Here is a 25,792-nt window from a genome sequence, read left to right on the forward strand (position 1 = left end):
GTCACTCAATCTTCAATGCTATCGTCATCCTGATCTTCGATCTGCTCCGTAAAGTCGCAAGCCGTACATTGCAGCTTGCCCCCCTGCTTTTTGCGCTTCTCGACAAGCAAGGAGCCGCAATTAGGACAAGGCTTCGGAGAGGGCTTATCCCATGACACAAAGTCGCATTCCGGGTATTTGTCGCAGCCATAAAAAATTCTGCCCTTTTTACTGCGCCGTTCAACCACATGCCCTTCCTTACACTTTGGACAGATTACACCAATATCCTTGATGATCGGCTTCGTATTCCGGCAATCCGGAAATCCGGAGCATGCCAGGAACTTCCCGAAACGGCCCAGCTTATATACCATAGGCTTGCCGCATTTTTCACACAATTCATCGGAGACCTCGTCTTCAATCTCGACTTCCTTCATTTCTTCTTCAGCAACACGGAGACGCTTCTCGAATGATTCATAAAATTCGCCCAGCACCCGGACCCAGTCCTCAGATCCTTCCTCCACATGGTCAAGGTCTTCCTCCATATGAGCCGTAAATTCTACATTAAGAATCTCCGGAAAAAACTGTTCCGTCTGTTCAATAAGAAGCTCGCCCAATTCAGTAGGCATAAACTTCTTCTCCTCGATCGCCACGTAGCCGCGTTTCTGGATCGTCTCCAGTGTCGGCGCATACGTACTTGGCCGTCCGATCCCGAGTTCCTCCAGTGTCTTGACCAGACGAGCTTCCGTATATCGGGGCGGCGGCTGGGTAAAGTGCTGCTTCGGCTCGATCTCATCCACCTTCAGAGCTTCGCCTTCCTGCATTGGCGGGAGAAACTTATCGTCTTCAGTCGTGCCGTCATCATTGCCTTCTACATACACTTTCATGAAGCCATGGAAGCGGATTTTGGATCCGACAGCCCGGAAGACCGCTTCGCCCGCGTTGATATCCACCGACATCGTATCCAATACGGCAGAGGACATCTGACTGGCCATGAAACGCTCCCAGACCAGCTTGTAGAGCCGGTATTGATCGCGGCTGGTGAACGCCTTAACCGATTCCGGATCCCGCAGTGCCGAGGTGGGACGGATCGCTTCGTGGGCATCCTGCGCACTGGCCGCCTTTTTGGAATATTGACGCGGCGTCTCGGGAGCAAAGGCCTCTCCGAATTTTCCCAGAATATATTCCTTCGCTTCCTCCTGTGCAGAGGCGGCGATACGCGTCGAGTCGGTACGCATATACGTAATAAGACCAACGGTACCTTCCTTGCCGAGATCTACACCCTCATACAGTTGCTGGGCAACCGACATTGTCTTGGCAGCACGGAAATTCAGCTTGCGGGCCGCTTCCTGCTGCAGCGAACTGGTCGTAAACGGCGCAGCAGGATGACGGAGGCGTTCTTTCTCCTTCACTTCTGCTACGCTGAAAGAAGCGTCTCCGATCGATTTCAGGATATCCTGAACCTGATCCTCGCTCTTCAATTCCAGCTTCTGACCTTTAAATTGATGGAATTTCGCTTCAAAGGCAGTATCCCCGGTCTTCAGCTTCGCCGTAATAGTCCAGTATTCTTCCGGTGTAAATTCGGAAATCTCGTTCTCACGGTCCAATATAATCTTGAGTGCTACCGATTGGACCCGTCCAAACGACATTCCTTTTTTGATTTTCTTCCATAATAACGGGCTCACCTTATAACCGACAAGGCGGTCCAGAATCCGTCTGGCCTGCTGGGCATTAACGAGATCCATATTGATTTTACGCGGGGTCTTGAAAGCATCCTTTACAGCTTGCTTTGTAATTTCATTAAATACGACCCGGCAGCTTTCCGTCTGGTCCAGATCCAGTACATGAGCCAAGTGCCAAGCGATTGCTTCACCTTCACGATCGGGGTCAGCCGCCAGATAAATTTTCTTTACCTTCTTACTGGCATCCTTTAACTCTTTTAATACAGAACCCTTTCCGCGGATCGTAATATACTTCGGACTGAAGTCATTCTCTACTTCAACCCCAATTTGGCTTTTGGGCAAATCGCGAACATGTCCCATTGAGGCTTTCACGATGTATTTGCTCCCTAAGTATTTGCCAATCGTTTTCGCCTTGGCAGGCGACTCCACGATGACGAGTGAATCCGCCACAGGTTCATCCTCCTCTCAGACATCACAACACTTAAATAAAATACACAGTATATAGTCACTTGAACAAGCCACTCTCAGTTAGGAATGGACTATATAATCTTATAAACAGAACCAGGTAATTGAACTACCGCTTTTTTCATGATTAAAGATAACAGAACTGAATGTAAATGTCCAAACTCCCACGCGGTCTGTTCCCTTAGCCTGTCAAAAGTAAAGTCCTCCTGCTCCAGCATATGGTATATTTTGCGCTCCTCATTTGTCAACTCGTTTATTGTAAGGAGAGGTCGGCTTTTCGTATCAGTGCCCTTTAATTCCTGCTCATATTCCTCTAAAATATCGGAGGGCTCAGTCACTATTTTCGCTCCTTGCTTCAGAAGTCCCAGCGTCCCTCTGCTTTTGGGTGAAGTAATCGGTCCCGGCACAGCAAATACATCCCTGCCTGCCTCAAGCGCCTGATCCGCGGTGATTAGGGAGCCGCTTCGAACGTCGGCTTCCACGACTACCGTCCCGCGGGAAATACCGGCAATGATCCGGTTTCGTTGGGGAAACAGCCCCGGGTGGCTCTTCGTCCCTATTGGATATTCGGACAGCAGCAGACCACGCTCTGCAATCATCCGGCAAAGCCCGCTGTGCTCTGAGGGATAGACGGTGTCAATCGCCGTACCCAGCACCGCAATGGTGGATCCGTTACAACGAATCGCAGCTTCATGACAAATCCCGTCGATTCCGCGCGCCAAACCGCTGACAATAACCGCACCTTTGGTACATAAGGCTTCCGTAAGATCCTCTGCCACCCTGCGTCCATAAGCGGTCGGAATGCGTGTCCCGATCATCGCAATTGTTATGCCGTTCAATAGCTCCGTATTCCCGATAGCGTACAAAACCCAAGGCGGTTTTACCGTTTCCTTCATTAATATAGGATATTCGGGATCAAAAATCGTGATCGGCTGAACACCGCTTCTCTCCATTAGTGTTAACCTTGTCTTGATCCACGCTTCATCGAACTCATCCGCCAGCCGGAGCGCAAGCTCGGATTCCACCCCGCACTCCATCCAGTCCCCGGCTTGAAAATGACACGCTTCTGTCCATTGCTTCTCCTTACGAAGAATACCTTCAATTCGCTTCCACCCCAATCCGGGGAACTCATGCAATCCAATCAGCATACTCCGTCGATCCACGGAAATCACATCCTTCCCTCAACTTTGCACAACGCAAAAAAAGCAACCCTCATTTCCCGCAGGAATCTGAAGGTTGCTTACCTTTGAACTGATTATATCAAAAGATATGCGCGTTGCAATAGCCTATCTGGCTTGACAGGTTTGCAGGATCCCTTTTTCCTCCAGCACGCGAACCAGTGTCGAGCCCATTTCTGAAGGAGTCGGGGCTACCGTGATCCCGCATTCCTCCAGCTTTTCAATCTTCTCCTTGGCCGTGCCCTTGCCTCCGGAAATGATCGCTCCCGCATGACCCATCCGTTTACCTGCCGGAGCTGTTGCCCCGCCAATAAATCCGACAACCGGCTTGGTCATATGATCCCGGATCCATTCCGCAGCCTCTTCTTCGGCCGTACCGCCGATTTCACCGATCATGATGACCGCATGGGTATCCTCGTCCTCATTAAAACGCTGCAGAATATCGATAAATTCCGAGCCCTTCACCGGATCTCCGCCAATGCCTACCGCCGAGGATTGACCGATCCCACGGGTCGTTAACTGGTGAACTGCCTCATAAGTCAGCGTTCCGCTGCGGGATACGACGCCCACATGCCCAGGAAGGTGGATGTAGCCTGGCATAATGCCAATTTTGCACTCTCCAGGTGTAATCACCCCTGGACAGTTCGGCCCGATCAGCACCGTTTTCTTTCCTTCCATATACCGCTTAACTTTGACCATATCAAGCACCGGGATGCCTTCCGTAATGCAGATTACGAGTTCCAACTCGGCTTCAACCGCCTCCAGAATCGAGTCTGCTGCTGCTGCAGGGGGCACATAAATTACACTTGCTGTAGCGCCCGTTGCCTCCTTCGCCTCACAAACTGTGTTAAATACAGGCAGACTAACGGTCTCCCCGCTTTCCAGCGCGATATCCACCTGGGTTCCGCCTTTTCCCGGCGAGGTGCCGCCGACCATTTGCGTACCGTAATCCAAAGCCCCTTTGGCATGAAATAATGCCGTTTTACCTGTAATTCCTTGAGTAATAACCCGGGTATGTTTACCGATCAATATACTCATCTAAAAAATACCTCCCCTAATATAGAACAGGTGATATGGTTATATTCAACGATCAGGATACTAAAGCGACGATCTTCTGCGCACCATCAGCCATGGAATCCGCAGATACAATCGCAAGCCCTGATTCCCCCAATATTTTCTTGCCAAGCTCGACATTGGTTCCTTCCAGTCGCACTACCAGCGGACGGTCAAGCTCTACTTGCTTGGCGGCTTCGACGATCCCGGAAGCGATCACATCGCATTTCATGATTCCGCCGAAAATGTTGACGAAGATTCCTTTCACCTTCGAGTCGGATAAAATAATTTTAAACGCTTCGGTAACCTTCTCTGCTGTTGCGCCGCCCCCAACATCCAGGAAATTGGCCGGGTCTCCGCCATAATATTTAATAATGTCCATCGTAGACATCGCGAGGCCCGCTCCGTTCACCATGCAACCGATGTTGCCGTCTAGTGCGATATAGCTCAAATCATACTTCGAGGCTTCAATCTCCTTGACATCCTCCTCTTCCAAATCGCGCAGCGCCGCGATTTCAGGATGGCGGTACAAGGCATTGGCGTCAAAATTCAGCTTGGCATCCAGCGCCATGACCTTCCCGTCTCCGGTTACAACCAACGGATTAATCTCCGCGATAGAGCAATCCTTATCCACAAATGCTTCATAAAGAGCCAGCATGAACCGGGCCGCTTCCTGGATAAGCTCTTTCGGAATGTTTATGGCAAAAGCCAATCTGCGAGCCTGGAAGGCTTGAAGTCCGATAGCGGGATCTATGATCTCTTTGATGATTTTCTCAGGGGTATGCGCGGCAACTTCCTCGATTTCGGTGCCGCCTTCCTCTGATACCATCATGACGACTCGTCCCGTTCCGCGATCTACAACCACGCCCACATAGTATTCCTTCTTAATATCGCATCCTTGTTCGATCAGCAGACGCTTAACCTCTTTCCCTTCCGGCCCAGTCTGATGCGTGACCAGTACTTTGCCAAGAATGTCATCCGCGTATGTACGGACCTCCTCCAAGCTCTTTGCAACCTTGACGCCGCCAGCCTTTCCGCGGCCTCCGGCATGGATTTGAGCTTTGACAACCACAACGGGACTGTTCAGCGCCTCAGCGGCAGCTACCGCTTCATCTACAGAAAATGCGACTCGTCCCTCCGGAACGGCAACTCCATACTGCTTAAGCACTTCTTTTCCTTGATATTCATGGATATTCATACTTGGAATCCTCCTGTCACAGGCGGTATTAGAGGTAACGCACTATTTTAAGAGGCAATTCAAAAAGCTCAACTTTTTGAACACGCATCTTAGTAAAACTCAACCTATTGTACCATGTTTTTAAAACGCTTTCCTTAAAAAGTTCATGATTTATACACAACTTTTTAATATGGATATTATCTCATTTTGAGAACGATTAAACAAAAAACAACTTCCAATTCTAGAAATGGCCATCTCTTGCTAAAATAGTCGTATTTTCAGTAAAAATAAGGAATGGAGGTGATTTCCATTTCAATTTAATCTGGAAAATAGAATATTTATTAATATCAATTAGGTATCGCTTTCATGACTTTGCAGCCCTTATGCCGCTAAGGAAATAATTTATTTCCTTGTGCGCTTGTAACTTGATTTTCTGAAATACATCATATATAGAGTATAGAGCCATAGAGCGTGTTCAAATATAGAGCTTGTTCAAAAAATCAACTTTTAATCAAGAAACGCCTGCTTCATATGCGCTGCACGTCGTTGGATCACTTTCCATATCTGCCATCAACCCTTTCCCCTTCAAATCTACTAGCTAGGTGTACAAAATGTCCCTTACATTCCCATATCATCAGAAATTAGCTCTAAGAAGACGTATTGTCCGTAAAACGGGGAAGGAGGGATCAGGAGAGTCGTTCGGCATCGAATAGCTCTCTTTGAACCACTTCGTGATCAAAAGATGACTTTTTGAAATATCCTCCTTTAATCTCTGGATGGATTGACAACCAACTCAGAAGCAACTAGGATACCAGTAGAGAATGATTAGAAAATCGTGGAAATAAGGAAGCACCTTTTCCCGTTGAAGCGGCAAAGCCGAATGAATTCAATGGAAGAAGGTGTTTTTTGTGTTGTATAGCAAAGTGTCCAGCGCATGTCTGTACGGTATTGATGGAGTTATGATTGAAGTTGAGGTCGATCTGGCGAGCGGTATTCCCCAGACCAGCGTAGTAGGACTTCCGGATTCGGCTATCCGGGAAGCGGTTGAACGGGTACGGTCCGCGATAAAAAACTGCGGATTTACCTTTCCCATGCAGCGGATAACTATCAACCTTGCGCCTGCCGATATTCGCAAGGAAGGTACTGCGTTTGATCTGGCTATCGCCATCGGCTTGCTTGCCGCAAGCGGACAAGTTCAATTGCCCGGCTTGGACCGGCTCCTGATCATTGGCGAGCTGGCGCTTGACGGCGCGCTTCGCCCTGTTCCAGGCGTCCTTGCCATGGTCGACCTGGCAAGACGGAACGGATTTCATGCCGTGCTTGTGCCTGAAGGCAACGTCGAGGAAGCGCTGCTGCTGGAGGGGATGACCATTTATGGCCTTCAGCATTTGAAGCAGCTTTTGCCGGAGAGTGGATCAGACCCTAGCAAGCAGGATCAAGCATCATGCACCGGCCCCGCAGCATTGGAACGCTTGATCTGTCAATCGAGCCGGGACGCCTCGACTCCTGTTGCAGAAACCGCGAACACAGCCGAGGATTACTGTGATGTGTTAGGGCAGCATCATGTCAAACGGGCACTTACAATTGCTGCTGCAGGGATGCATAATCTGCTGCTTATAGGACCTCCGGGCACTGGCAAGACGATGCTCATTCGCAGGCTTCCCGGCATCCTTCCCGCACTTACTCCCGAAGAATCGCTGGAGGTCACGAAAATTTACAGCGCGGCTGGCCTGTTACGCCAGCATACCGGCGGACTATTGACCACACGGCCATTCCGCTCGCCGCACCATACAATTTCCGCAGGCGGACTGATCGGCGGGGGAAGCATTCCCAAGCCTGGAGAGGTCAGCCTTGCTCATCGAGGGGTGCTGTTTCTGGATGAACTGCCCGAATTCTCCCGAACAGCTCTTGAGGTGCTGAGACAACCGCTGGAGGAAAGGAGGGTTACAATTAGCCGTTCCCGCGCAGCATTTACCTTCCCAGCTCATTTTCTATTAACAATTAGTCTTAACCCCTGCCCTTGCGGCTTTTTTGGGAGCGAGCCCCCTCAGCAGCTCTGCACGTGCTCTCCTTATCGAATTGCGCAGTATCGGGAGAAAATCTCGGGGCCATTGCTTGACCGGATCGATATGCATGTGGAGGTTCCAAGACCGCCGAAATGGCAGCACGACCCCCGACCGCTCTCTTCTAATGAGATGCGACTGGAGGTCGAGAAAGCCGTGAGCATTCAGTTAGAACGTTATGCAGGGTCGCCTTACCGCCGAAATGGCGAGCTTAGCGGCGCGGCTCTGCGGCGGACTGCACGAATACTGCCGGAAGCAGAGCAATTATTGCAGACTTCTTTTGGCGCACTCGGGCTCAGTATGCGAGCCTATGACCGTATCATCAAGCTGTCGCGAACAATCGCCGATTTGGCGGCTTCCAGCGATATCAGAGCCGAGCATATTGCAGAAGCGATCCAGTACCGTTGTCTGGACCGCCGCAGTCCAAGCGCCTCTTGAAAGAGTTGGGCTAACACTAGTATTGCTGGGTAAATATTAAAATGAAGCTATGTAGTGCTCCAGGGATTCAACCTTCATGTCCGGACCCAGCACAATTCCGATCAGATCAAATCTCACATTGGAAGTGCTGGCTTCGTGCTGGAGTAAATAGACAGCAGCCGTATCCCGGACCTGCCGGATTTTGCGCGGGGTCATCGATTCAGCCGGAGTTCCGAAGCCCATGCTTCGACTGCTTCGGCTGCGGACCTCCACAATGACGAGCATTCCGTTCTTTTCGGCAATAATATCAAGCTCACCGCTACGGCAACGCCAATTCCGCTCCACAATGAGGTAGCCTTCTTTAAGCAAATATTGGGCCGCATGCTCCTCGGCATTCCTCCCGCGAAGCTTGCGGCCATCTTTGATTGAACTTTCTGCCCCATCTCTCGGGTCCAACGTCCCGCCGCTCATTTCAATCTGCCTCCTGCATCCCGATCCGCACGGTAAATAAAGCTCAGTATTTCAGCTACCAAATTATAAAGCTCCGGCGGAATCTGCCGGTCCAGGTCCAGCTTGGACAATACCTCCACCAATGCAGCATCCTCCTGAACCGGAATTTCATGCTCGCGAGCCAGATCCAGGATACGGTCTGCAAGATAACCGGTTCCTTTGGCCGCTAGTACAGGAGCATCGTGTTGTGCAGGATCATATTTTAGCGCAACCGCCTTCTTGAGTGAGGAGTTCCTCTTCTTGTCCTGCTCGCTCATATGCGGTAATCGACTCCTTTGTACGGGCTGGGAGCATAGGTCATGGATCGGCCTAATTCAAGACTAGAGCCTTCAGCTTCCATGGATGTGATAAGCAGCTCTGTCTTCAGGGAGAGCAACTGATAGCCCGCTCCATTCAGCGCCTGCTCGACTTCCTCATTTTTCGTCTCCAGATAGGCGCCCACCGTTTCATTCTCGGCAAGGATTCTTAAGATCACCTTCCGGTCAGCAACCTGCACATCGACCATGAGCTGTCCTAATGCCTTCATTTGCAGATCAAACCACAATCGGCAATTCGCCGCATCCAGTTCTCCCTTGCGTCCGCGCCGGGCTTCAATCTGGACGGAAGCTGTCTCTTCGCCGTTCGGACCGGTAAAGGGCAGGAACATCGTTACCTGCGCAAATGGCGCGGTCCGATCTGTGGTGAGCAGCAGTTGCTGTCCAGTCAGCTGCTGTACGATTTGCCGGGCCGCTTCTCTGAGCGGCTCGGGCAGTTGATCTGCTGCGGCAGCTTGCAGCAGCAGGCCTTTTAGTGTGTCACGGACGGCGGCGGCCTCTTCCCCGCCAACGTCCGTGAATGCCAGCGCTGCAGCAGCCGCAGGCTGCACTTGCGCTGGCAAGGGCTCGGCAGCGGCTTGCGCTTGCTGCGCTGCCGCGGTGGCGACGGCGGGCTGTGCAGCCGCCGTCGTTGTTGCCTGCTGCTGCGCCTGCGGCGGCAGCGAGGCACCCGGCGCAGCCTGGCCCGTGGCCTGCTGCGCCTGAGGCGCGCCAGCGGCCTTGCCATCGGCGGCCGCTGCGCGCAGCACCTGCTGCTCGTGCTCCGCACCGAGCAGCTTCAGCACGCGCCCCACCCACGACTCCGTCTGGGGTTGGGGGCGCGCTGCTTGCGAAGCTGCCGCAGGCGCTTCGCCATCCATGGCCGCCGATGCCATGCCGGCGGCCATGGGCCCTTCTGCAGCGGCCTGCTTGCCGGCAGCCGCTGTAGCAGCCGCGCCGCCCTCCGTAAGCGCGGCGCCCTTCAGCTCCGTGAGCACCTGCTGCAGCTTCTGCAGCAGCTCACGGCCATCTCCCTTGGCCGCTGCGGCCATCTGGCGGCCGCCGCCTTCCGGCAGAGCAGTCCCTTCTGCCGGAACCGGAGTTGCAGCGGCCTGTCTTGGGGCGGCAAGAGGCGCTGCCTCTTCCTGCATCTGTGACAGACCGGAACCCGAAGCCGCCGTCATCATCCCCGGCGCTGGCTGATTCCCCATGTTTCCGGCAACTTGACCGTCAACAACTCTTCCCGCATTAGCGTTTACAGCGCCTTCCCCTTGCGCAAGAGGGCTGCCCGCAGGATTCGCAGCGGTTCCTTGAGCTAATGCAGTCCCTGACGCCGGGCCTTGTTGACCTTCGGCTCCCTGTGCATTCATCCGGCTAAGCAAAGACGTAATTTGCTCCTCCAAGGAGGATAACAGCACATGAAGCTGGGGACCAAACACGGCTTGGTGCAGTCCGGAGACCGTCTCCGCTGTGAGCGGCAATGACCGGCTTAAAGCAATCCCTGCGGACTGAATCCACTCGGATAAATTCACCGATGCCGGCTTTTGAGCATTTAACGCGGACAGCTGGGCCAGATTCTCCTTGGTCAACGGAATCCCCGCAGACTGCATCATCTGCAGGAGTTCCCGGTTTGCTGGAGTGTTATCCAGCCCTAAGGCTTCCAACGCCTTGGAAAGCCCGGCTCCGGTTAACTCTCCATTCATCGCGCCTTGAATCGGCTTTAGCCGCATCATTCCGTCTTCCGCCTGCGGCTGCACCTGAAGGAGCGTTGTCTGTCCTGGCTGGAGAGGAGTCTCAAGAGCTGCGTGAAGCTTGACGCCTTGCACGTTAAGTACGGCTTCCTGTCCGTCTTCGGAGACACTAAGCACGGTCCCGCGTACAACCTGCCCGGATTTCAACTCCAGCGTTTTGGGCGCTCCGGGCTTATTTTCCCCTGCCATCGCCCGTATAATCGGTCCAATACTCATGCTCTCCCCCCTAGTCACTACGATATATAAAACCCGCCGGCAATAGGCGGGTCACTTAGAACAAAGTCTGTTCCTCAACAAACAGGTTTGTCATAAAGCTCTTCCGATGCATCGGAGTAGGTCCCAACGCCTGAATCTGCTCGCGATGAAACTTCGTCGCATAACCCTTATGTGTGCCGATTCCGTATTCCGGGTACAGAGCATCCCATTCCCCTTTGCACAATCTGTCACGCGTGACCTTCGCCACGATGGAAGCCGCCGCAATCGACTGGCTTGTCGCATCTCCCTTGATCAAGGAAGCCTGGGGAATTTCCACATCAATTCGTTCCGCATCGATCAGCAGAAAGTCCGGCGCAAGAGAAAGCTGCTGGACGGCTTGCTTCATAGCCAGCCTGGTGGCCTGTTTAATATTTATCCGGTCAATCGTCTCAGCATCTGCATGGCCGATACCCACAGCCAAAGCTTTACTCATAATGATGTCATATAACTTCTCGCGCTTCTTCTCACTTAGCTTCTTGGAGTCATTGACTCCCTCCAGCACCAGCCTGTGAGGCAAAATTACAGCTGCGGCCACAACGTCGCCAAATAGGCATCCCCGGCCAACCTCGTCTATACCGGCAATATACCGGTACTGCTGCCAGTACTCCCGCTCATGAAATAACAAATCGTTCATAATGCCTCACACTCCCAACTCTCTCTACAAGCTAACTTATCACAGATGTCAATATCAAGTCATTTGGCATTCCGGCAATACAACAACAGTCTTTTCAGAACAAGTCCACTCGTTATCGGCTCTATAGTATATGTATCGGCATTCTGCATCCGTTTTTGTAAGCTTTGCGTAAAAAAACAAGACAGAGTCAGCTCCTTTGGCTGACTCTGTCTCCAAGCTCATTATTCTTATAGAATCCGCACTTACAGCAGTGCCGGTTTATTCAGATGAAACGGCGCTTCAAGCGTATATCTCCCAAGTTTGCCCGCTCTCAGCTCTCTAAGGAAAATTCCGGAGGCCTTCTCCAGATCTACACGTCCTCCGCTTACAATACATCCCCGTTTCCGCCCGATTGCCTCCATTACGGCCACGATCTCATCCGGGTTGTCGGGATCCTGAGGCTGCTCTTTCAGGTCAAAGCGCTCACTGAGCGCCTCCCAATAATACTGAACCAGATATTTCACGCCAAAGAACGCGATATCCTCAAGATTCAGAATTTCTTCCCGTATAGCGCCGGTTACCGCAAGCCGGTAACCCACATTTTGATCCTCAAACTTCGGCCACAGAATCCCGGGTGTATCGAGCAGTTCCAGATCCGTGCCGATCTTAATCCATTGCTGTGCCTTGGTCACGCCTGGACGATCTCCGGTCGCTGCAATATTTTTACCGGCCATCCGGTTGATCAGCGTCGACTTCCCGACATTGGGAATACCAACGATTAAAGCCCTTATCGCGCGCGGGTTCATTCCCTTCGCAATCTGCCGTTCAATCTTCTCCCGCATTAACTCCTTTGCCTTAACAGGAATCTCTTTGATTCCTTGTCCGCTGGCAGCATCCACCTGTACGGCAACATGACCTTCCTGACGGAAATATTCGATCCACTCTCTCGTCACCGAAGGGTCTGCCAGATCCGCTTTATTAAGCACGATCAGACGAGGCTTTCCCTGTAAAATATCATCAATCATCGGATTTCGGCTCGACAGGGGGAGTCTGGCATCGATCAGCTCAATGACTAAGTCCAGCAGCTTAAGCTTTTCTTCAATTTGCCGCCTTGCCCTGGTCATATGTCCGGGAAACCATTGTATTGTCATGATTGCATATCACCTCTAGTTCCCGTAATTATGTTTTACGAATTCAAAATCCTGCATCGGCCAAAATACGAGATCCGCACGGCCAATAATATCGCTATAAGGAACAAACCCGATTCTCCGGCTGTCTGTACTGTCGGGACGATTGTCACCCATGACAAACACATAGCCTTCCGGCACAGTTCCGTCAGGAACAAGTTCATTCGGGAAATTGGACGTGGGATTGTTTTGTCTGCTGTTATACAACTCGTTGTTGGCGTGTTTCTCGTCCAGCACGTCCTGGATGTATGCTTCTTCAATGGCTTCACCGTTAATCTTCACGGTATCGCCGTCCACCTCGACGGTATCTCCAGGCACACCGATAACACGCTTAATGAAGTCGCGCCCTTCAGTAGGCACATGGAATACCACGACCTCGCCAAACTTTGGATCCCGTATATCATAAATGATTTTATTGACGATAATCCGCTCACCGGTATGAAAATTCGGCTGCATGGAAGGACCGTCCACAATAAAAGGGGCAAAGAAAAGCCAGCGGATCACGAGCACTAAAGCGACAGCGATCACGATAGCCTTCAGCCATTCCAAAGCCTCGCTCTTTCCTTGCTTGGGCGGGTTCTCAGGGGATTCTTCCGGCCGGACCGGTTGTTCAGACTCCGATAAATGCTCCATGTTTCCTGACCTCGCTTTGTCATAATATATGTATCAATACTTATTTTTAAAAACAGCAAAGGGGCTTGTCAAACAAGCCCCTTTTGTTCGTTAATGAATTAACGACGTACTTCTTTAATTCTCGCTGCTTTACCGCGAAGTTCACGAAGATAGTACAGCTTCGCACGACGCACTTTACCACGGCGAGCCACTTCGATTCTATCGATTTTCGGGGAATGAAGCGGGAAAGTTCTTTCCACGCCTACACCGTTAGAAATTTTACGAACTGTAAAAGTTTCGCTGATTCCTCCGCCACGACGCTTAATTACAACACCTTCGAACAACTGGATACGTTCACGAGTTCCTTCGATAACCTTAACGTGTACTTTCAAAGTATCACCAGGACGAAAGCTCGGAATATCCTTACGAAGTTGTTCTTGCGTAATCGCTTGAACGATATTCATCTAGGACTCCCTCCTTCCACTCAGGTGTTCATGCCTCTTCCGGAAAACCTCTGTTTTCCCTCATCATCCGCAGCGGACCACCGAATTCACAACAAAAGTAATAATATCATATTTACGGGCTCATCGCAAGAAATATCGCACGGTCTCCAAGCCATAATCCTTCCACTTCTAAAATTGCAAAGGGGGAGCAAGTTTAACTTGTGGAAAAGGATGATCAAGGCATGAAAAACATCCCTTCATATTATATAAACAATAGCCCCTGTTTTTATTCTAAGGTCGTTCAGTCCTTGATTGTCATCCCATAAATTTGGTATTATTGATACGTATACACAGCGCAAAAAACCCCGACAATTCGAGGCTAGCTTTTCGGACAAGCACCACCTTGTCCAGGCTTTTTGTTCTGCACTGTGTCCTACTTCAATTGAAAGGAGGTTATCACTCATGGCAAAGGATGTTCTCTGCGAAGTGAATTCCTGTCGTTTCTGGGACAGCGGCAATAAATGCGCTGCTTCCTCCATCTACATCGTTGCTCACAAGGAAGCTAAAACTTCCGACGCAACAGATTGCAAAACTTTTGAACATAAGGATAACTAATCTCTGCCGGGAAGGGACAGCCGATGTTCCTTCTCTTTTTTGTATCTTACCAGAAGTGAGAATGATTATCAAGCCCTCTTTTCTTCTTAAAACAGGACCGATACAAGTAAAGTTCCTGCATCGGTCCAGCATTCTCTTTTCTACTTCCTTAATAGAGACTTTAATTGAAAATCAAGCCCGCCGGAGCGATTTCCCGAAGTGTCGACTGTCTTAATGGTTAAGCTATAGTTGTTTTTGTCTGACACGCCGGACAGCACAGCCGTTTGCTTTCCCCGTTCGATCTCAAGCGCACTCCCGATCTTTCGGCCGCCTTGAAACACCTGAATTAGTACTTTTTTTGCGTCCAGATCATAGGGACCATCCCAATATAATCTAATTTGCCGCCCATCCGAAATCGCACGCACATTTTCAACCTCGCCCGGAGGAACATGGTCTATCACCGGCTCCGGTTCCGGATCAGGCGCAGTGAACACGGAATGATCTCCGAAGGTGTACTTGTCGACATTAAACAGCCAATCTGGGCCTTTAAACAGGAAATAGACAATATGTTTGCCCGTCACCTGCGCGGTTAATTCCGTAGAGAAGATCCGGAAGTTTTGCCAGCCTCCAGTTCCTGAAATCGTGACATTGGCAATAACCGGTCCATTGACGCTGTCGATTCTTACCTCTACATCGCCTCCCGCCGTATCACTTGCTGCGTTGATATGAAGCTCCTTCGGACTGACGCTCCTGAAATCAATATAATTATACATCGCGTAAGGCTGATTCGGGCCGAACAGGCCTGCTAAGTAAGTCTGACCGCCCCCTGACTCGGTTCCGAGCGAATCGGCGCTGTTATAATGCTCTGCCTCGAGCTTCCCATAAGCATCTCTGGCATTCCCTTTCACCGTCGTGAAGTTGAACCAGTCCAGATTGCACGGAAAATCAGCCCCTTCCTTTCCGCGGAATACAAGATACACATCATGTATGCCGGTAGCAAGTGTCTCATCGACTACCGCCATGAGATTCATCCACTGCTTCCAGTCCCCTCTAGAAGGGATCTGGATTTCGCTGGCCAAAGGACCGGTCAAGCTGTCCAGGCGAATCTCGATCTTGCCGCCCTGATGACCGCTGGCTGCATGCACGGTTACACCCGCTGCGCCGCTGCCGAAGTCGATTCCGCGATATAAGACATACGCTCCGTTCTTAATGTGATCGAGATAACCGGATTCAGCCTGCAGGCTCACCCCTTCGCTGTCATCGAAATGCTCCGCCTGCAATTTGGCATAGGCATCCGTCCTCGAGGGATCGCTTTCGGTAAATTTGAACCAGTTCAGGTTGAACAGGTAGTCGTCCTGCGTCTTTTCAAATACCAGGTATACGTCGTGAACACCGGTTACCTTCGCCGGATTCCCCTGGTTATCCTTCAGCCTGGTCACGCTATCGATAAAGTTGTTCCATCCGCCCGTTCCTTCTACATGCACTGTCCCGACAGAAGGACCGTCCAAACGGTCCAGCCGAATCTCGATCTTGCCGCCCCCGGTTCCGCTAGCCGCGCGGGCAATAAAGCCTGCCGCTCCTTTCTTGCCAAAGTCGATGTTCTTATAGGCAGCATAATGTCCGGCCTGAATCCCTCCCAGCTGCAGAGAGCCTTCTGCACTCCCTTCAAGTACAAAACCGTTCCCGATGTTGTATTTCTCCGCCTCAACTTTATCGTAAGCATTTCTCAAGACATATTTCATTATGGATTTTTGGGGCTGGAGCACATTCAGTATTTGCACCGCATTGGATGCCGTCCAGGAATCATAGATACCGGAGATTTTTTGTCCTACCCAATTCCCGTCGACGATTCCGTCCCCATTCCGGTGGCTCCATGCCATTTCAGCATTAAAGGCAAGCCACTCCTCCAGCTGTCTGCCGAACTGACGGTGCATCCCGGATACCTTTTTTCCTTCCAGTGCGGTTAACAGATAGCCCAGATTTCGAACAAGAATCGTCTTGCCGCCCTTCAGGTCGCCGTTCGGACCTTCATAATTAAGCAGCTTGTTCTCATCCACTTGATGCTCCTTGGCGAACTTGGCGGCTTTCACCGCATCATCCAGGTAGACTGAATCGCCTGTTGCCCGATAAAGACCGACCGCTGCTCCGATAAATGTCCCCTGATTATAATGCGTCGCATCCGGAACTCCTCCGCGTACCGGTTCAATCCGGTCGAACACTCTCCCGTTCCCATCCGTCAGCACTGTTTTTCCCCAACGAAAAATTTGCGAAGCAGCATCTAAATAATGCTTATCCTTAGTAATCTCGTACAAGAATACGGCGGCCTGAGCTGCCGGGAAATTGATACAGGCATTTTTGGTAATATGCTCGCTGTTCAGCCACCAGATGCCCCCGCCGAACTCATCATCCCACTGTGTATCGTATACGAAATCAAAATAGTATTCGGCTTTTTCCAAATAGCGTATATTTTTAGTAATCTCATACGCTCTTGCACTGGCCATCGCCCACCACATAATATCATCGTTGAACGGATTGTCCGTCCAATCCTCTCCATACTTGGCAACGGCTCCTTCAAAAACATCGTCGATCTGCTGACGCAGCTGTTTTTTGAGTTCTTTGTCCGAGGTGTGAAGATAAGCATCCATCACCATCTCCCACAGCTCCGCTTCGACCCAGAACCCTTGATAAGCATCGCCCCGATTAGAGCTGGCCCAGAAATGTTTGGCTTCAGCGTCCCAAAAGTACTGATTGAATGCCCTGATGGCGGTATCTCCGTCAGAAGCTCTGAAAGCATTTGCCGGGGAAGCCGCAGCTCCAAAGAATGCAGTGAAAACGAGCGTAAATGCCAGAAGCACCGGAGTTCCTCTGAAAACTAGCCTTTTACCGTTTTTCCTGTTCATCGTTAACCTCCTTTGTTGGCATTCTTTTTTATTCCTTAACCGAACCAAGCACGATTCCGTGAATCAGGTAACGCTGCAGGAAAGGGTAAATCAGCATAATCGGAATCATGGACACAAGGATTTTTGCCGAGTTCAATGTGGTATTTGATATTTTGTTGTACTGCTGGAGCTGCTCGACCGTCAGATTCTGCATCTGATCTCTCGTCAGGCTGAGTTGCTGAAGATAGGTTTGCAACGGGATTTTGTTGCTGTCATTGATCAGCACGATCCCGTCAAAAAAGTTGTTCCAATGCCCGACGATGACGAAGAGCATGATCGTTGCCAGACTGGGCAAGGATACGGGCAGAAAGATTTTGAATAAAATTTTAAGCGGTCCGGCGCCGTCCATAAATGCCGCTTCCTCCAGCTCCTTCGGAATGCCCTTGAAAAAATTCATCAGCAGAATAACATTAAATACAGGAACCGCCCCGGGGAGCACAAGCGCCCAGATTGTGTTGATCAGCTTCAATTCACTGATGACCATATACCACGGAACAATCCCCCCGCTGAACAGCATCGTGAAAATGATGATCCACATATAGATATTTCTGGACCGGAATTGACCAACGCTTCTGGACAAAGGATAGGCCATCAGGATCGTCAGCAGCATATTGATGCCGCCGCCCAGGACAACCCGTTCCACAGAGATCAGAAAGGCGCGCCAAAATTTGGAGTCATTCAAAATTTTTTCGTAAGAAGAAAAATTGATGTCGATAGGGATAAAATTGACTTCGCCCGCATTAACGGCAGCGCTACTGCTGATCGAAATCATGATCGTATTGAGCATTGGCGCCAGAGACAAAAAGGCGATAACAATCAGCAAGACCGTGATCACAACATTAACCATTCGCGATGCTAAGGTATGAGACTGTACCATAAAGTCCTCCTAGAAAATCCTGTACCCGGCGTATTTGGACGCCAGCTTGTAGGAGATGATGATAAGCACGAAGCTGATCACGGATTTCATTAATCCGATCGCGGTAGCGAACGAATATTGCATATTGATTAGCCCCATCCGGTAGACGAATGTATCAATAATATCGCCGGTCTCATAGACCAGCGGATTATACATGTTGAACACCTGATCAAATCCCGCGTTCAAAACATTCCCCAGACTAAGCGTACCCAGCAGAATAATGGTCGGAAAGATGCCAGGCAGCGTAATGTTGAGCATCTGCTGCCAGCGGTTGGCCCCGTCGAGCGCAGCCGATTCGTATAGAGCAGGATTAATGGCCGTGAGCGCTGCAAGATAGATGATGGTTCCATAGCCAAATTCCTTCCAGGTATCCGTTATAATCAGCAACGGACGGAACCACGTATTGCTGGCCAGGAACATAATCCGCTCCATTCCCAGAAGCTCCAGAAAATTATTGACCATCCCGTCATAGGAAAAAATCATGGTCAGCATCGTCCCCAGAACAACCCAAGACATGAAGTGAGGCAAATAAACAATCGTCTGCACCGTGCTTTTGAACAATTTAAGCCGCACCTCATGAAGCAGCAAAGCGAAAATGATCGGTACAAGCAGGCCCAGTATAATTTTCCCGACCGCAATAACCAAGGTATTCACAAAAATTTGCTTGCTGTCGGGCAGTTGAAACATGTAGGTGAAGTTATCAAGTCCAATCCAGGGGGATCCGCTGATCCCCTTAGCTGGAATGAATCTTTGAAACGCCATAAGCACACCGAACATAGGAATAATCGAGAAAATAAACAGCATGATCATGCCCGGGACCAACATCAAATGATAAGTCATTCCATCCAGCCGTTTACGCATCCGGCTCTTGCGCAGCGACACTTGAGGCTTCATGTCTAAGCCAACTTCAGTCCGATTCATGTTCATCACATCCTGCGCTTAAAATTACTTGTTATTAATCTCGGCCATGATCTCGTCTCCGCCGGTCTTATGCCATGTTTCAACGAATTTGTCAAAATCGTTCAGCGGCGCTTCCCCCATAATAATCTTCAGGATCATCTCCTCTTCCATCTTCTTCAGATTAGCCCACTTCATTTTCATCGTTTCCGTCGTACCGTAGAAGGCAGCCGGAATGACTTCCAGATTGGGGTTATTGGCTTCCCTTTGGCCCTCGATCCGCGATAAATATTCTCCGTAGGTATTGACGTCGATGTTGTTGCCGTTCTTCTTAAAATCTTGATAGGCATGCAGCGACACCAGACGGTCCGCTTGAATCTTGCTGTCGTCCCCAGCTTCATCAGCCTGGATGATATCGTCATAATATCGTTTCAACACATCGTTATAATCAATTTGCATCGGAATTTGTGTCGGCTCATTGTTCCATCTGCTGTTATCCGTCATTCCTTCATCCGCATGCTCCTTTTTGTATTGGACAGCATCGTCGGTGAGGGAGTACAAGAAATCGGTTGTCAGATTGATTGATTTCATAATGGCTTCGGGATGAGCGTAATCTTTCTTTACCACGGTAAAGCTTCCTGCCGGATCCTGCCGGATCGTCTTGAACTTTCCGTTCTCATCGACCGGTGCGGATACTGCAATCCAGACCGCCTCGGGATTCTGTTTGATCGTATCCTTGTAGTTCGTATATCCGATCCACCAAGGGTTGAACAGCATACCTGCCTCTCCTTTAATGACGAGAGCTTCCTTTTCTTCATTGGACCGTACGGCAAACTGCTTATCGATTAAGCCTTCCTTGTATCGCTGGGCTAAGTCTCCAAGCGCATTCTTCATCTCCGGCTGAACGGAGCCGTATATCGCGTTTCCTTCATTATCCTTGATCCAAAAGCCTGGAAAAGCATCATGAGCGGCAAATACAGGCGAAAAATTCATCGCATTCTGATCCATGACGAAACCGACGGTCTTTCCTGTCCCGGAAACATCCTGTTCTATAAAGGTTTTGGCCAAATCCCAAACCTCTTCCAGCGTGGTAGGAGTTGGAGCCCCCACTTTATCCATCCAATCCTTACGGATCCACAGCAGCTGATGCTGATTGCCGATATTGGTATGGGGCAGAGCCATAATTTTTCCGTCAAAAGTAACCTGATCCATCAGCAAACTGCCGTATGTGCCGTATATCTCCTTCATACCGGGAGAAGCCGTTTTGTTATAAACCTCAGTCAAATCGGCAATCAAATCATTATCTACCAATTGATTCAGAATATCTCGTCCTACAGTCATTACGTCGGGCAGATCCCCTGTCGTCATGGATAGCGACAGCTTCTGGTCCATATCATCGGTCTCCCAGGCAAGTCTGGCTCTTACGTTGACTCTGCTCTCAACATAGCGGGTCGCCATATTGTTCTCAATGGTATCTCCCTCCGGAAGATTGTCGACATGGTTGGTGTTGCGCCCAATAGTGAATTCAACCGGAGTTTCATATTTCCCATAGGGATCAAACTTTTGCGCATCATCAATTACTGCCGTGTCCGCACTATTCCCTCCACTGCCGCTGCTATTCCCGTCTCCGCATCCGCTAAGCGCAAGCAAACTGAGACTCATCGTCAGCGCAAAAGCGATCTTCCATCTTTTCTTCATTCTTGAACCCCCTTAACTGGTTATGCTCCAATTGTATTCGCTTACAAATTCTGTTTCTATGTAACGTTTTTTTGATTTATAGCAGAATTTGCATGGGTTTTGAATCATACCAAGAGGCGTGTTCTATGGATGGTAAGGGAGCGTAATGATTACGGAAGTTCCCTCCTGCAATGTACTGATCAATTCCAGACCGTAAGCCTTTCCGTAATACAGCTTGATGCGCTCGTTCACATTTCTGACGCCATAGCCGCTGCTTTCTTCGGTCGGCAGTTTTTGCAGCTGGGCCGGTGACATTCCAACACCGTTGTCATCTACTCTCATTTTCAGCTCTCCCCGCTCCAAATAGACGAAGATTATCAGTTGATGCTCCTTCTCTCCGGCCTCAGCAAAGCCGTGCTTGATTGCATTTTCCACAATCGGCTGCAGGATGAAATGGATAATCCGAACATTCTCCAGCTGCGGATCCACCCGGTACTCCACTTCGAAGCTTCCGTCATGCAAAATAAGCTGCAAATCAAGATAAGCCCTTATATTCTCAAGCTCATCCTTGATGGTGACCTGATTCTTTCCTTTATTGAGCGCCGTTCGGTAAAACTTCGCCAGAGTTCCCACCATATAGCTGGTTTCAATATCCTGCTTTTTTAAGGCTCGCCAATTCATAAATGATAAGGTGTTGTATAGAAAATGCGGATTAATCTGAGCGATTAACCGGTTGTATTCACTTTCCTTCTTGGCGATCTCAGCCTCGTATACCTGGTTGATCAAGCTGTTGATGCGGCGCAGCATCCTTCCGATGCCATTCGCGAGCTCCCCGAATTCATCTTTGGAATGGCTCTGGATAATAATGCCCAGATTATTTTGCTCCACCTTGTCGACTTTGTTTTTAAGATGCACAATCCTGCGGGTGAAGCTGCTGGAGAAAATATAAATCAGACAGAAAGTAATCAGCAGGCTTACCAGGATCACGACGAAAGTAATTTTAAAAATCGTCAGCGCATTTTTATAAGCATTCGTATGGGAAACCGTATATTCCAACGTCCAATCGTTATTTTCCAGTGCTTGCTTCAGCCCGGTTTGCTTGCCGGATTTGACTACTAGGGGCATTTCCGGATAAATCAGTTCATTCTTTCCATTTTTTATCGTGGCTGAGATATGATCGGACAAACGGCCTATACTGGAGAAGATGCTGTCATAATTGATGGTGATGACCATAAAATTGCTTTTCTTCTGATTACCGATCAATTGCTGCTGCAAAAAAACCTGCCGGTCATAAACGATCCAACGCTTGCTGTAGCCTTCGTCAAACCAAGGCTTGCTCTTCAATTCGCTTAAGGGCCGTATATTTTCGCGGACGCCAAGCAGGTCTCCGGAGGTGTAAAAATTAATTTCTTCGATGTCCGCATCCATGAACTTGATTTGCGAGATCAAGGGGTCCACGACATCTCTGAAATCTAAATACATATTAAAATAATTGTTCTGGTAGTTTTTCAGAAACACCCTTGAGAATTCCCGGTTTAAAACGATAAATTCGCTCAGCATGTTATAACGGTTAATTTTGTAGTCGAGAATATTGGAGGTTTGATTCAAGCTGGACCTGGCTTCACTGTTCATTTCATTCATCTGGGTAAGGTAGGATTGAAAAAAAGAAAGCAGCCCCAACAACAAGATCGGAATAAGCGCAATGATCAAATGAGACAGCAGCAGCTTGTCGCGAAATTTCAGGTCGTTGAATTTATCCTTAAACACACGGATCAGCATCGGCATCTCAGGTCAACTCTTTCGGTACTGAGCCGGACTGACTCCGTATTTATTTTTGAATAGCTTGCAGAAATAAGAGGGGTTCTCGATCCCGACATATTCAGCAATATCATTTATTTTCATATTGGACTGTGTCAGTAGATGATTGGCCTTGCGCAGTCGATAATCCGTCAAGTATTTCGAGAAGTTTTCTCCCGTTTCTTTCTTGAACAAAATACTCAAGTAGCCGGGTGAAAGATACACCTCATTTGCCGCTTCAGACAAGGAGACGTCCCGCTGGAAATTGTTCTTGATAAACTCCTTCACTTGCTGAATGACTTTGGACTCCTGGGTGACTTGATCCGGCTCTTGATAGGCCTTTTCCTGGGTAATTTCCTCCATGACCTCCAGAAATTCATCCAGAACCAGCGGCTTCAGCAAATAATTAATCACTCCGAGCTTCATGGCACTGCGCGCATACTCGAACTCCCCATAACCGCTGCAAATGACGATTTTCAAGTTCTCCTGAGACTTTCGCGCCATTTTGCACAGTTCGATTCCGTTCATTAAGGGCATCTTGACATCGGTAAACAAAATATCGATAGCCGTTCTGTTCAGGATTTTTTCGGCTGCCGATCCATTCTCCGCCTCCAGCACCCGGCAAGGGAATTGATATTGATCAATTAATTGTTTGATTCCCTCGCGTTCCGTATGTTCATCATCGACTACCAGCACATTCATCATCCTGCTTCCTCCTCGATTAAATCCTGGTTAAATGAACTTGGGACGCCGCCCTGTAACAGATCCGAAGTCAGGGACGGTTTGATAGACATATCGTTGTTATTCAGTAAAACGCTTTCAATTCTTTTATATAGTATATTAATATGATGTCATTATGTAAATAAGACAAAATAATTAGGTCTTGGTATACAAACATGCTTATCCCACTTGCAAGAAGGGCAGATTTATTACTTTATGTCCTTGCCTTTCCAGCAATAATAATAGAAATGCGGCAATATACCATGATATATCATTCACAAGGAGAATAAATAAGCCATAGCGGCCAATCCCACTGAATAGCTGCGCTAAATATGTTTCCTAACAACAATACAAGGCACGAACCTGGTTATCAGATTCGTGCCTCGTTATTTAGTGCCTATTGCTATAGAAGTTTAAAATATCATCCACAGTAATCAGGCGTTCTTCCTCCTCCTGAATTGCTGTATCTTTGGAATGTTGCTGCCGGCCATCCAGTGTGGCCTGCACTTGCTCCATTTCGGAGCTGTACTCCACATCCATCTATGCTTCCTCCTTGCTGCCTTGAAATCATGCCTAATTTTATTACCCAACTTTGCATGATATGCAACAACATAAAGAAAGTTGACAGCTTTCTATGCTTTTACCGAAATTAATGCTCCTCGTTCACTTGCAGCTCCGCTAACCATTTCTGCTCTTTTGGCGAAAGTTCCATCCGCTCCAGCAGATCAGGGCGTCTAAGCCATGTTCTTCGCAACGCTTCCCGCCGCCGCCAGTCCTCGATGTTGGCATGATGACCGCTGAGTAAAATATCCGGCACCTTCCAGCCCCGAAATTCTACCGGTCGGGTGTAATGCGGGTACTCCAGCAGTCCTGTGCTGAATGAATCCGTTACCGCGCTTAACTCATTGCCGAGCACGCCGGGCAGAAGCCGTGTGATACTGTCAATGACGACCATGGCCGGAAGCTCCCCTCCGGTCAGCACGTAATCGCCAATGGACAGCTCGTCCGTCACCAGATGCTCGCGAATCCGCTCATCATATCCCTCATAGTGTCCGCAAATAAAAATCAGATGTTCTTCACGCGCAAGTTCCTCTGCTTTACGCTGTGTAAAGGTCTCTCCTTGCGGGCACATCAAGATAATCCGAGGGACCGTGCCTTGCTCCGTCCGGTCCAGCAAATCCTCAACCGCGCGAAAAATCGGGTCTGGCTTTAGTACCATCCCGCCGCCGCCGCCATACGGCGTATCATCAACTGTCCCATGCTTATTGCCTGCATATTGACGGAAATTAACGGCTGACAGCGACACAATGCCCTTTTCCTGAGCCTTGCCTAAGATACTGCTCGTAAATACGCCCTCAAACATTTCCGGAAACAGCGTCAGCACATCCATCCGCATGCTACAACAGCCCTTCCATCAAGTGGATCTTGACCAGCTTGGATTCAACATCGACATCCAGCACCACATCATCGATGACAGGAATAAGCAGTTCTTGACGATTCGGCATCTTTACAACCCAAACATCATTTGCCCCGGGACGCAAGATATCTTGAATGACGCCAAGCTCCTTTCCCTCGTCATCAACCACATTGCAGCCGATAATTTCATGGAAATAGTATTCGTTTTCCGGTAATTCTACACTTTCCTCTTTAGATACCTTTACCTCATATCCCTTGTATTTCTCAACATCGTTAATATTATTGAATTCAGCTAATTGGACGATATACATCTGTTTATAAGGTCTTGAAGCAGCTACGGTAACCGTAATCTGCTCACCATGCTCCGGATGTATAATAAGCAGCTTCGCCTTTGGCGCAAAGCGCACCTCCGGGAAATCGGTCTGGAGCCAAATTTTCAGCTCACCGCGAATTCCATGCGTATTAACAATTTTTCCAACTGACAATAATGAATCTGACATAGTTACCTCCCAAATACTCTCTAGCTCCGTTTCATTCAGCTTCAGCATGTACGAAAACGGGCTAGGATAATCCTCCTAGCCCGCTTTCGTATATCTTTAAGACATGATATCCACGGTAACCCGCTTATCCATCTTAACGGCTGCCGATGTCACAACCGTGCGAAGCGCTTTGGCGATTCTTCCCTGCTTACCGATGACCTTCCCTACATCATCAGGATGTACGGTCAGTTCATATACAATCAGGTGATCCTTCTCCACAGTCTTCACACGGACATCGTCCGGATGATCAACAAGAGCCTTCGCAATAACGCCGACTAATTGTTCCATTAGAGACCCTCCGAATCAGCAATTATTTCTGAAGCTTGGACTCATGAAATTTCTTCATAACGCCTGCTTTGCTGAGCAAGTTGCGAACGGTATCAGATGCTTGTGCACCGTCTTGCAGCCATTTCAACGCTTTCTCTTCGTCGATGTTCACTACTGCCGGTTGTGCAACCGGATTGTAGTAACCAATCTCCTCGATAAAACGGCCGTCACGCGGGGAACGGGAATTCGACACCACGATACGATAGAAAGGAGCTTTATGAGCACCCATGCGTTTCAAACGAATACGAACTGCCACGAAATTCACCTCCTTTAAAGAATCAAACTATCATTTATT

Annotated in this window: 24 protein-coding genes; 2 read left to right on the forward strand and 22 right to left on the reverse strand. The window is 49.3% G+C overall.

The window, feature by feature from the left end; genetic code table 11:
- Window positions 1-5: 5 nt before the first annotated feature.
- From topA to sucC, 4 genes are all read right to left on the reverse strand, one after another.
- Window positions 6-2,108, reverse strand: coding sequence for a type I DNA topoisomerase (topA, locus tag KQJ23_RS14790; RefSeq protein WP_216479641.1), 2,103 nt, complete (start codon window positions 2,106-2,108; stop codon window positions 6-8).
- An 89-nt stretch (window positions 2,109-2,197) separates the two neighbouring features.
- Window positions 2,198-3,286 (reverse strand): DNA-processing protein DprA, encoded by a 1,089-nt coding sequence (gene dprA / locus KQJ23_RS14795; protein WP_216479642.1) that lies wholly within the window; start codon window positions 3,284-3,286, stop codon window positions 2,198-2,200.
- Between the two features lie 123 nt (window positions 3,287-3,409).
- Window positions 3,410-4,339 carry a succinate--CoA ligase subunit alpha gene (sucD, locus tag KQJ23_RS14800; RefSeq protein WP_216479643.1) on the reverse strand — a complete coding sequence of 310 codons (930 nt, stop codon included), beginning with the start codon at window positions 4,337-4,339 and terminating at the stop codon, window positions 3,410-3,412.
- A gap of 52 nt (window positions 4,340-4,391) precedes the next feature.
- Complete coding sequence (sucC, locus tag KQJ23_RS14805; protein WP_216479644.1) at window positions 4,392-5,552, reverse strand: ADP-forming succinate--CoA ligase subunit beta; 1,161 nt, start codon at window positions 5,550-5,552, stop codon at window positions 4,392-4,394.
- 890 nt (window positions 5,553-6,442) lie between these two features.
- Here sucC and KQJ23_RS14810 point away from each other — a divergent pair.
- Window positions 6,443-8,032, forward strand: coding sequence for a YifB family Mg chelatase-like AAA ATPase (locus KQJ23_RS14810; protein ID WP_216479694.1), 1,590 nt, complete (start codon window positions 6,443-6,445; stop codon window positions 8,030-8,032).
- Between the two features lie 36 nt (window positions 8,033-8,068).
- On the opposite strand, the gene KQJ23_RS14815 is transcribed toward KQJ23_RS14810, so the two are convergent.
- The 7 genes from KQJ23_RS14815 to rplS all read right to left on the reverse strand — a co-directional run bounded on the left by KQJ23_RS14815 (window position 8,069) and on the right by rplS (window position 13,696).
- Window positions 8,069-8,482, reverse strand: coding sequence for a YraN family protein (locus KQJ23_RS14815; RefSeq protein WP_216479645.1), 414 nt, complete (start codon window positions 8,480-8,482; stop codon window positions 8,069-8,071).
- Window positions 8,479-8,778 (reverse strand): EscU/YscU/HrcU family type III secretion system export apparatus switch protein, encoded by a 300-nt coding sequence (locus KQJ23_RS14820; RefSeq protein ID WP_216479646.1) that lies wholly within the window; start codon window positions 8,776-8,778, stop codon window positions 8,479-8,481. The genes KQJ23_RS14815 and KQJ23_RS14820 overlap by 4 nt, the downstream gene beginning before the upstream one ends.
- Window positions 8,775-10,781 (reverse strand): flagellar hook-length control protein FliK, encoded by a 2,007-nt coding sequence (locus KQJ23_RS14825; RefSeq protein ID WP_216479647.1) that lies wholly within the window; start codon window positions 10,779-10,781, stop codon window positions 8,775-8,777. Before KQJ23_RS14825 ends, KQJ23_RS14820 begins: the two co-directional genes overlap by 4 nt.
- A gap of 55 nt (window positions 10,782-10,836) precedes the next feature.
- A complete protein-coding gene (rnhB, locus tag KQJ23_RS14830) occupies window positions 10,837-11,454 on the reverse strand; it encodes a ribonuclease HII (protein WP_216479648.1) in 618 nt (205 codons plus the stop codon).
- A gap of 242 nt (window positions 11,455-11,696) precedes the next feature.
- Window positions 11,697-12,584 carry a ribosome biogenesis GTPase YlqF gene (ylqF, locus tag KQJ23_RS14835; protein WP_216479649.1) on the reverse strand — a complete coding sequence of 296 codons (888 nt, stop codon included), beginning with the start codon at window positions 12,582-12,584 and terminating at the stop codon, window positions 11,697-11,699.
- A 15-nt stretch (window positions 12,585-12,599) separates the two neighbouring features.
- Complete coding sequence (gene lepB / locus KQJ23_RS14840; protein WP_216479650.1) at window positions 12,600-13,253, reverse strand: signal peptidase I; 654 nt, start codon at window positions 13,251-13,253, stop codon at window positions 12,600-12,602.
- Between the two features lie 98 nt (window positions 13,254-13,351).
- Complete coding sequence (rplS, locus tag KQJ23_RS14845; RefSeq protein ID WP_216479651.1) at window positions 13,352-13,696, reverse strand: 50S ribosomal protein L19; 345 nt, start codon at window positions 13,694-13,696, stop codon at window positions 13,352-13,354.
- Window positions 13,697-14,137: 441 nt separating this feature from the next.
- Between rplS and KQJ23_RS14850 the strand changes: the two genes are divergently transcribed.
- On the forward strand, window positions 14,138-14,290 hold the full coding sequence (locus KQJ23_RS14850) for a DUF1540 domain-containing protein (RefSeq protein WP_216479652.1): 153 nt from the start codon (window positions 14,138-14,140) through the stop codon (window positions 14,288-14,290).
- 140 nt (window positions 14,291-14,430) lie between these two features.
- Here the strand turns inward: KQJ23_RS14850 and KQJ23_RS14855 are convergent, their stop codons facing one another.
- The 11 genes from KQJ23_RS14855 to rpsP all read right to left on the reverse strand — a co-directional run bounded on the left by KQJ23_RS14855 (window position 14,431) and on the right by rpsP (window position 25,753).
- Entirely contained in the window at window positions 14,431-17,169 is a 2,739-nt protein-coding gene (locus tag KQJ23_RS14855; RefSeq protein ID WP_216479653.1) for a carbohydrate-binding protein, read from the reverse strand.
- 28 nt (window positions 17,170-17,197) lie between these two features.
- Window positions 17,198-18,085 carry a carbohydrate ABC transporter permease gene (locus KQJ23_RS14860; RefSeq protein ID WP_216479654.1) on the reverse strand — a complete coding sequence of 296 codons (888 nt, stop codon included), beginning with the start codon at window positions 18,083-18,085 and terminating at the stop codon, window positions 17,198-17,200.
- A gap of 9 nt (window positions 18,086-18,094) precedes the next feature.
- Window positions 18,095-18,985 (reverse strand): ABC transporter permease, encoded by an 891-nt coding sequence (locus tag KQJ23_RS14865; protein WP_430522306.1) that lies wholly within the window; start codon window positions 18,983-18,985, stop codon window positions 18,095-18,097.
- An 84-nt stretch (window positions 18,986-19,069) separates the two neighbouring features.
- A complete protein-coding gene (locus KQJ23_RS14870) occupies window positions 19,070-20,719 on the reverse strand; it encodes a type 2 periplasmic-binding domain-containing protein (RefSeq protein WP_216479656.1) in 1,650 nt (549 codons plus the stop codon).
- A 123-nt stretch (window positions 20,720-20,842) separates the two neighbouring features.
- Window positions 20,843-22,483, reverse strand: coding sequence for a sensor histidine kinase (locus KQJ23_RS14875; RefSeq protein ID WP_249529784.1), 1,641 nt, complete (start codon window positions 22,481-22,483; stop codon window positions 20,843-20,845).
- Between the two features lie 6 nt (window positions 22,484-22,489).
- Entirely contained in the window at window positions 22,490-23,200 is a 711-nt protein-coding gene (locus KQJ23_RS14880; protein WP_216479657.1) for a response regulator transcription factor, read from the reverse strand.
- Window positions 23,201-23,605: 405 nt separating this feature from the next.
- Entirely contained in the window at window positions 23,606-23,755 is a 150-nt protein-coding gene (locus KQJ23_RS14885) for a hypothetical protein (RefSeq protein ID WP_216479658.1), read from the reverse strand.
- Window positions 23,756-23,864: 109 nt separating this feature from the next.
- On the reverse strand, window positions 23,865-24,611 hold the full coding sequence (gene trmD / locus KQJ23_RS14890; RefSeq protein ID WP_216479659.1) for a tRNA (guanosine(37)-N1)-methyltransferase TrmD: 747 nt from the start codon (window positions 24,609-24,611) through the stop codon (window positions 23,865-23,867).
- A gap of 1 nt (window position 24,612) precedes the next feature.
- A complete protein-coding gene (rimM, locus tag KQJ23_RS14895; protein WP_216479696.1) occupies window positions 24,613-25,131 on the reverse strand; it encodes a ribosome maturation factor RimM in 519 nt (172 codons plus the stop codon).
- Window positions 25,132-25,227: 96 nt separating this feature from the next.
- Window positions 25,228-25,458, reverse strand: coding sequence for a KH domain-containing protein (locus tag KQJ23_RS14900; protein ID WP_044478320.1), 231 nt, complete (start codon window positions 25,456-25,458; stop codon window positions 25,228-25,230).
- Window positions 25,459-25,480: 22 nt separating this feature from the next.
- Entirely contained in the window at window positions 25,481-25,753 is a 273-nt protein-coding gene (gene rpsP / locus KQJ23_RS14905; RefSeq protein ID WP_044478319.1) for a 30S ribosomal protein S16, read from the reverse strand.
- Window positions 25,754-25,792 lie beyond the last annotated feature (39 nt).

Origin of the sequence: Paenibacillus brevis (assembly GCF_018919145.1) — a bacterium.
GTDB lineage: Bacteria > Bacillota > Bacilli > Paenibacillales > Paenibacillaceae > Fontibacillus > Fontibacillus brevis.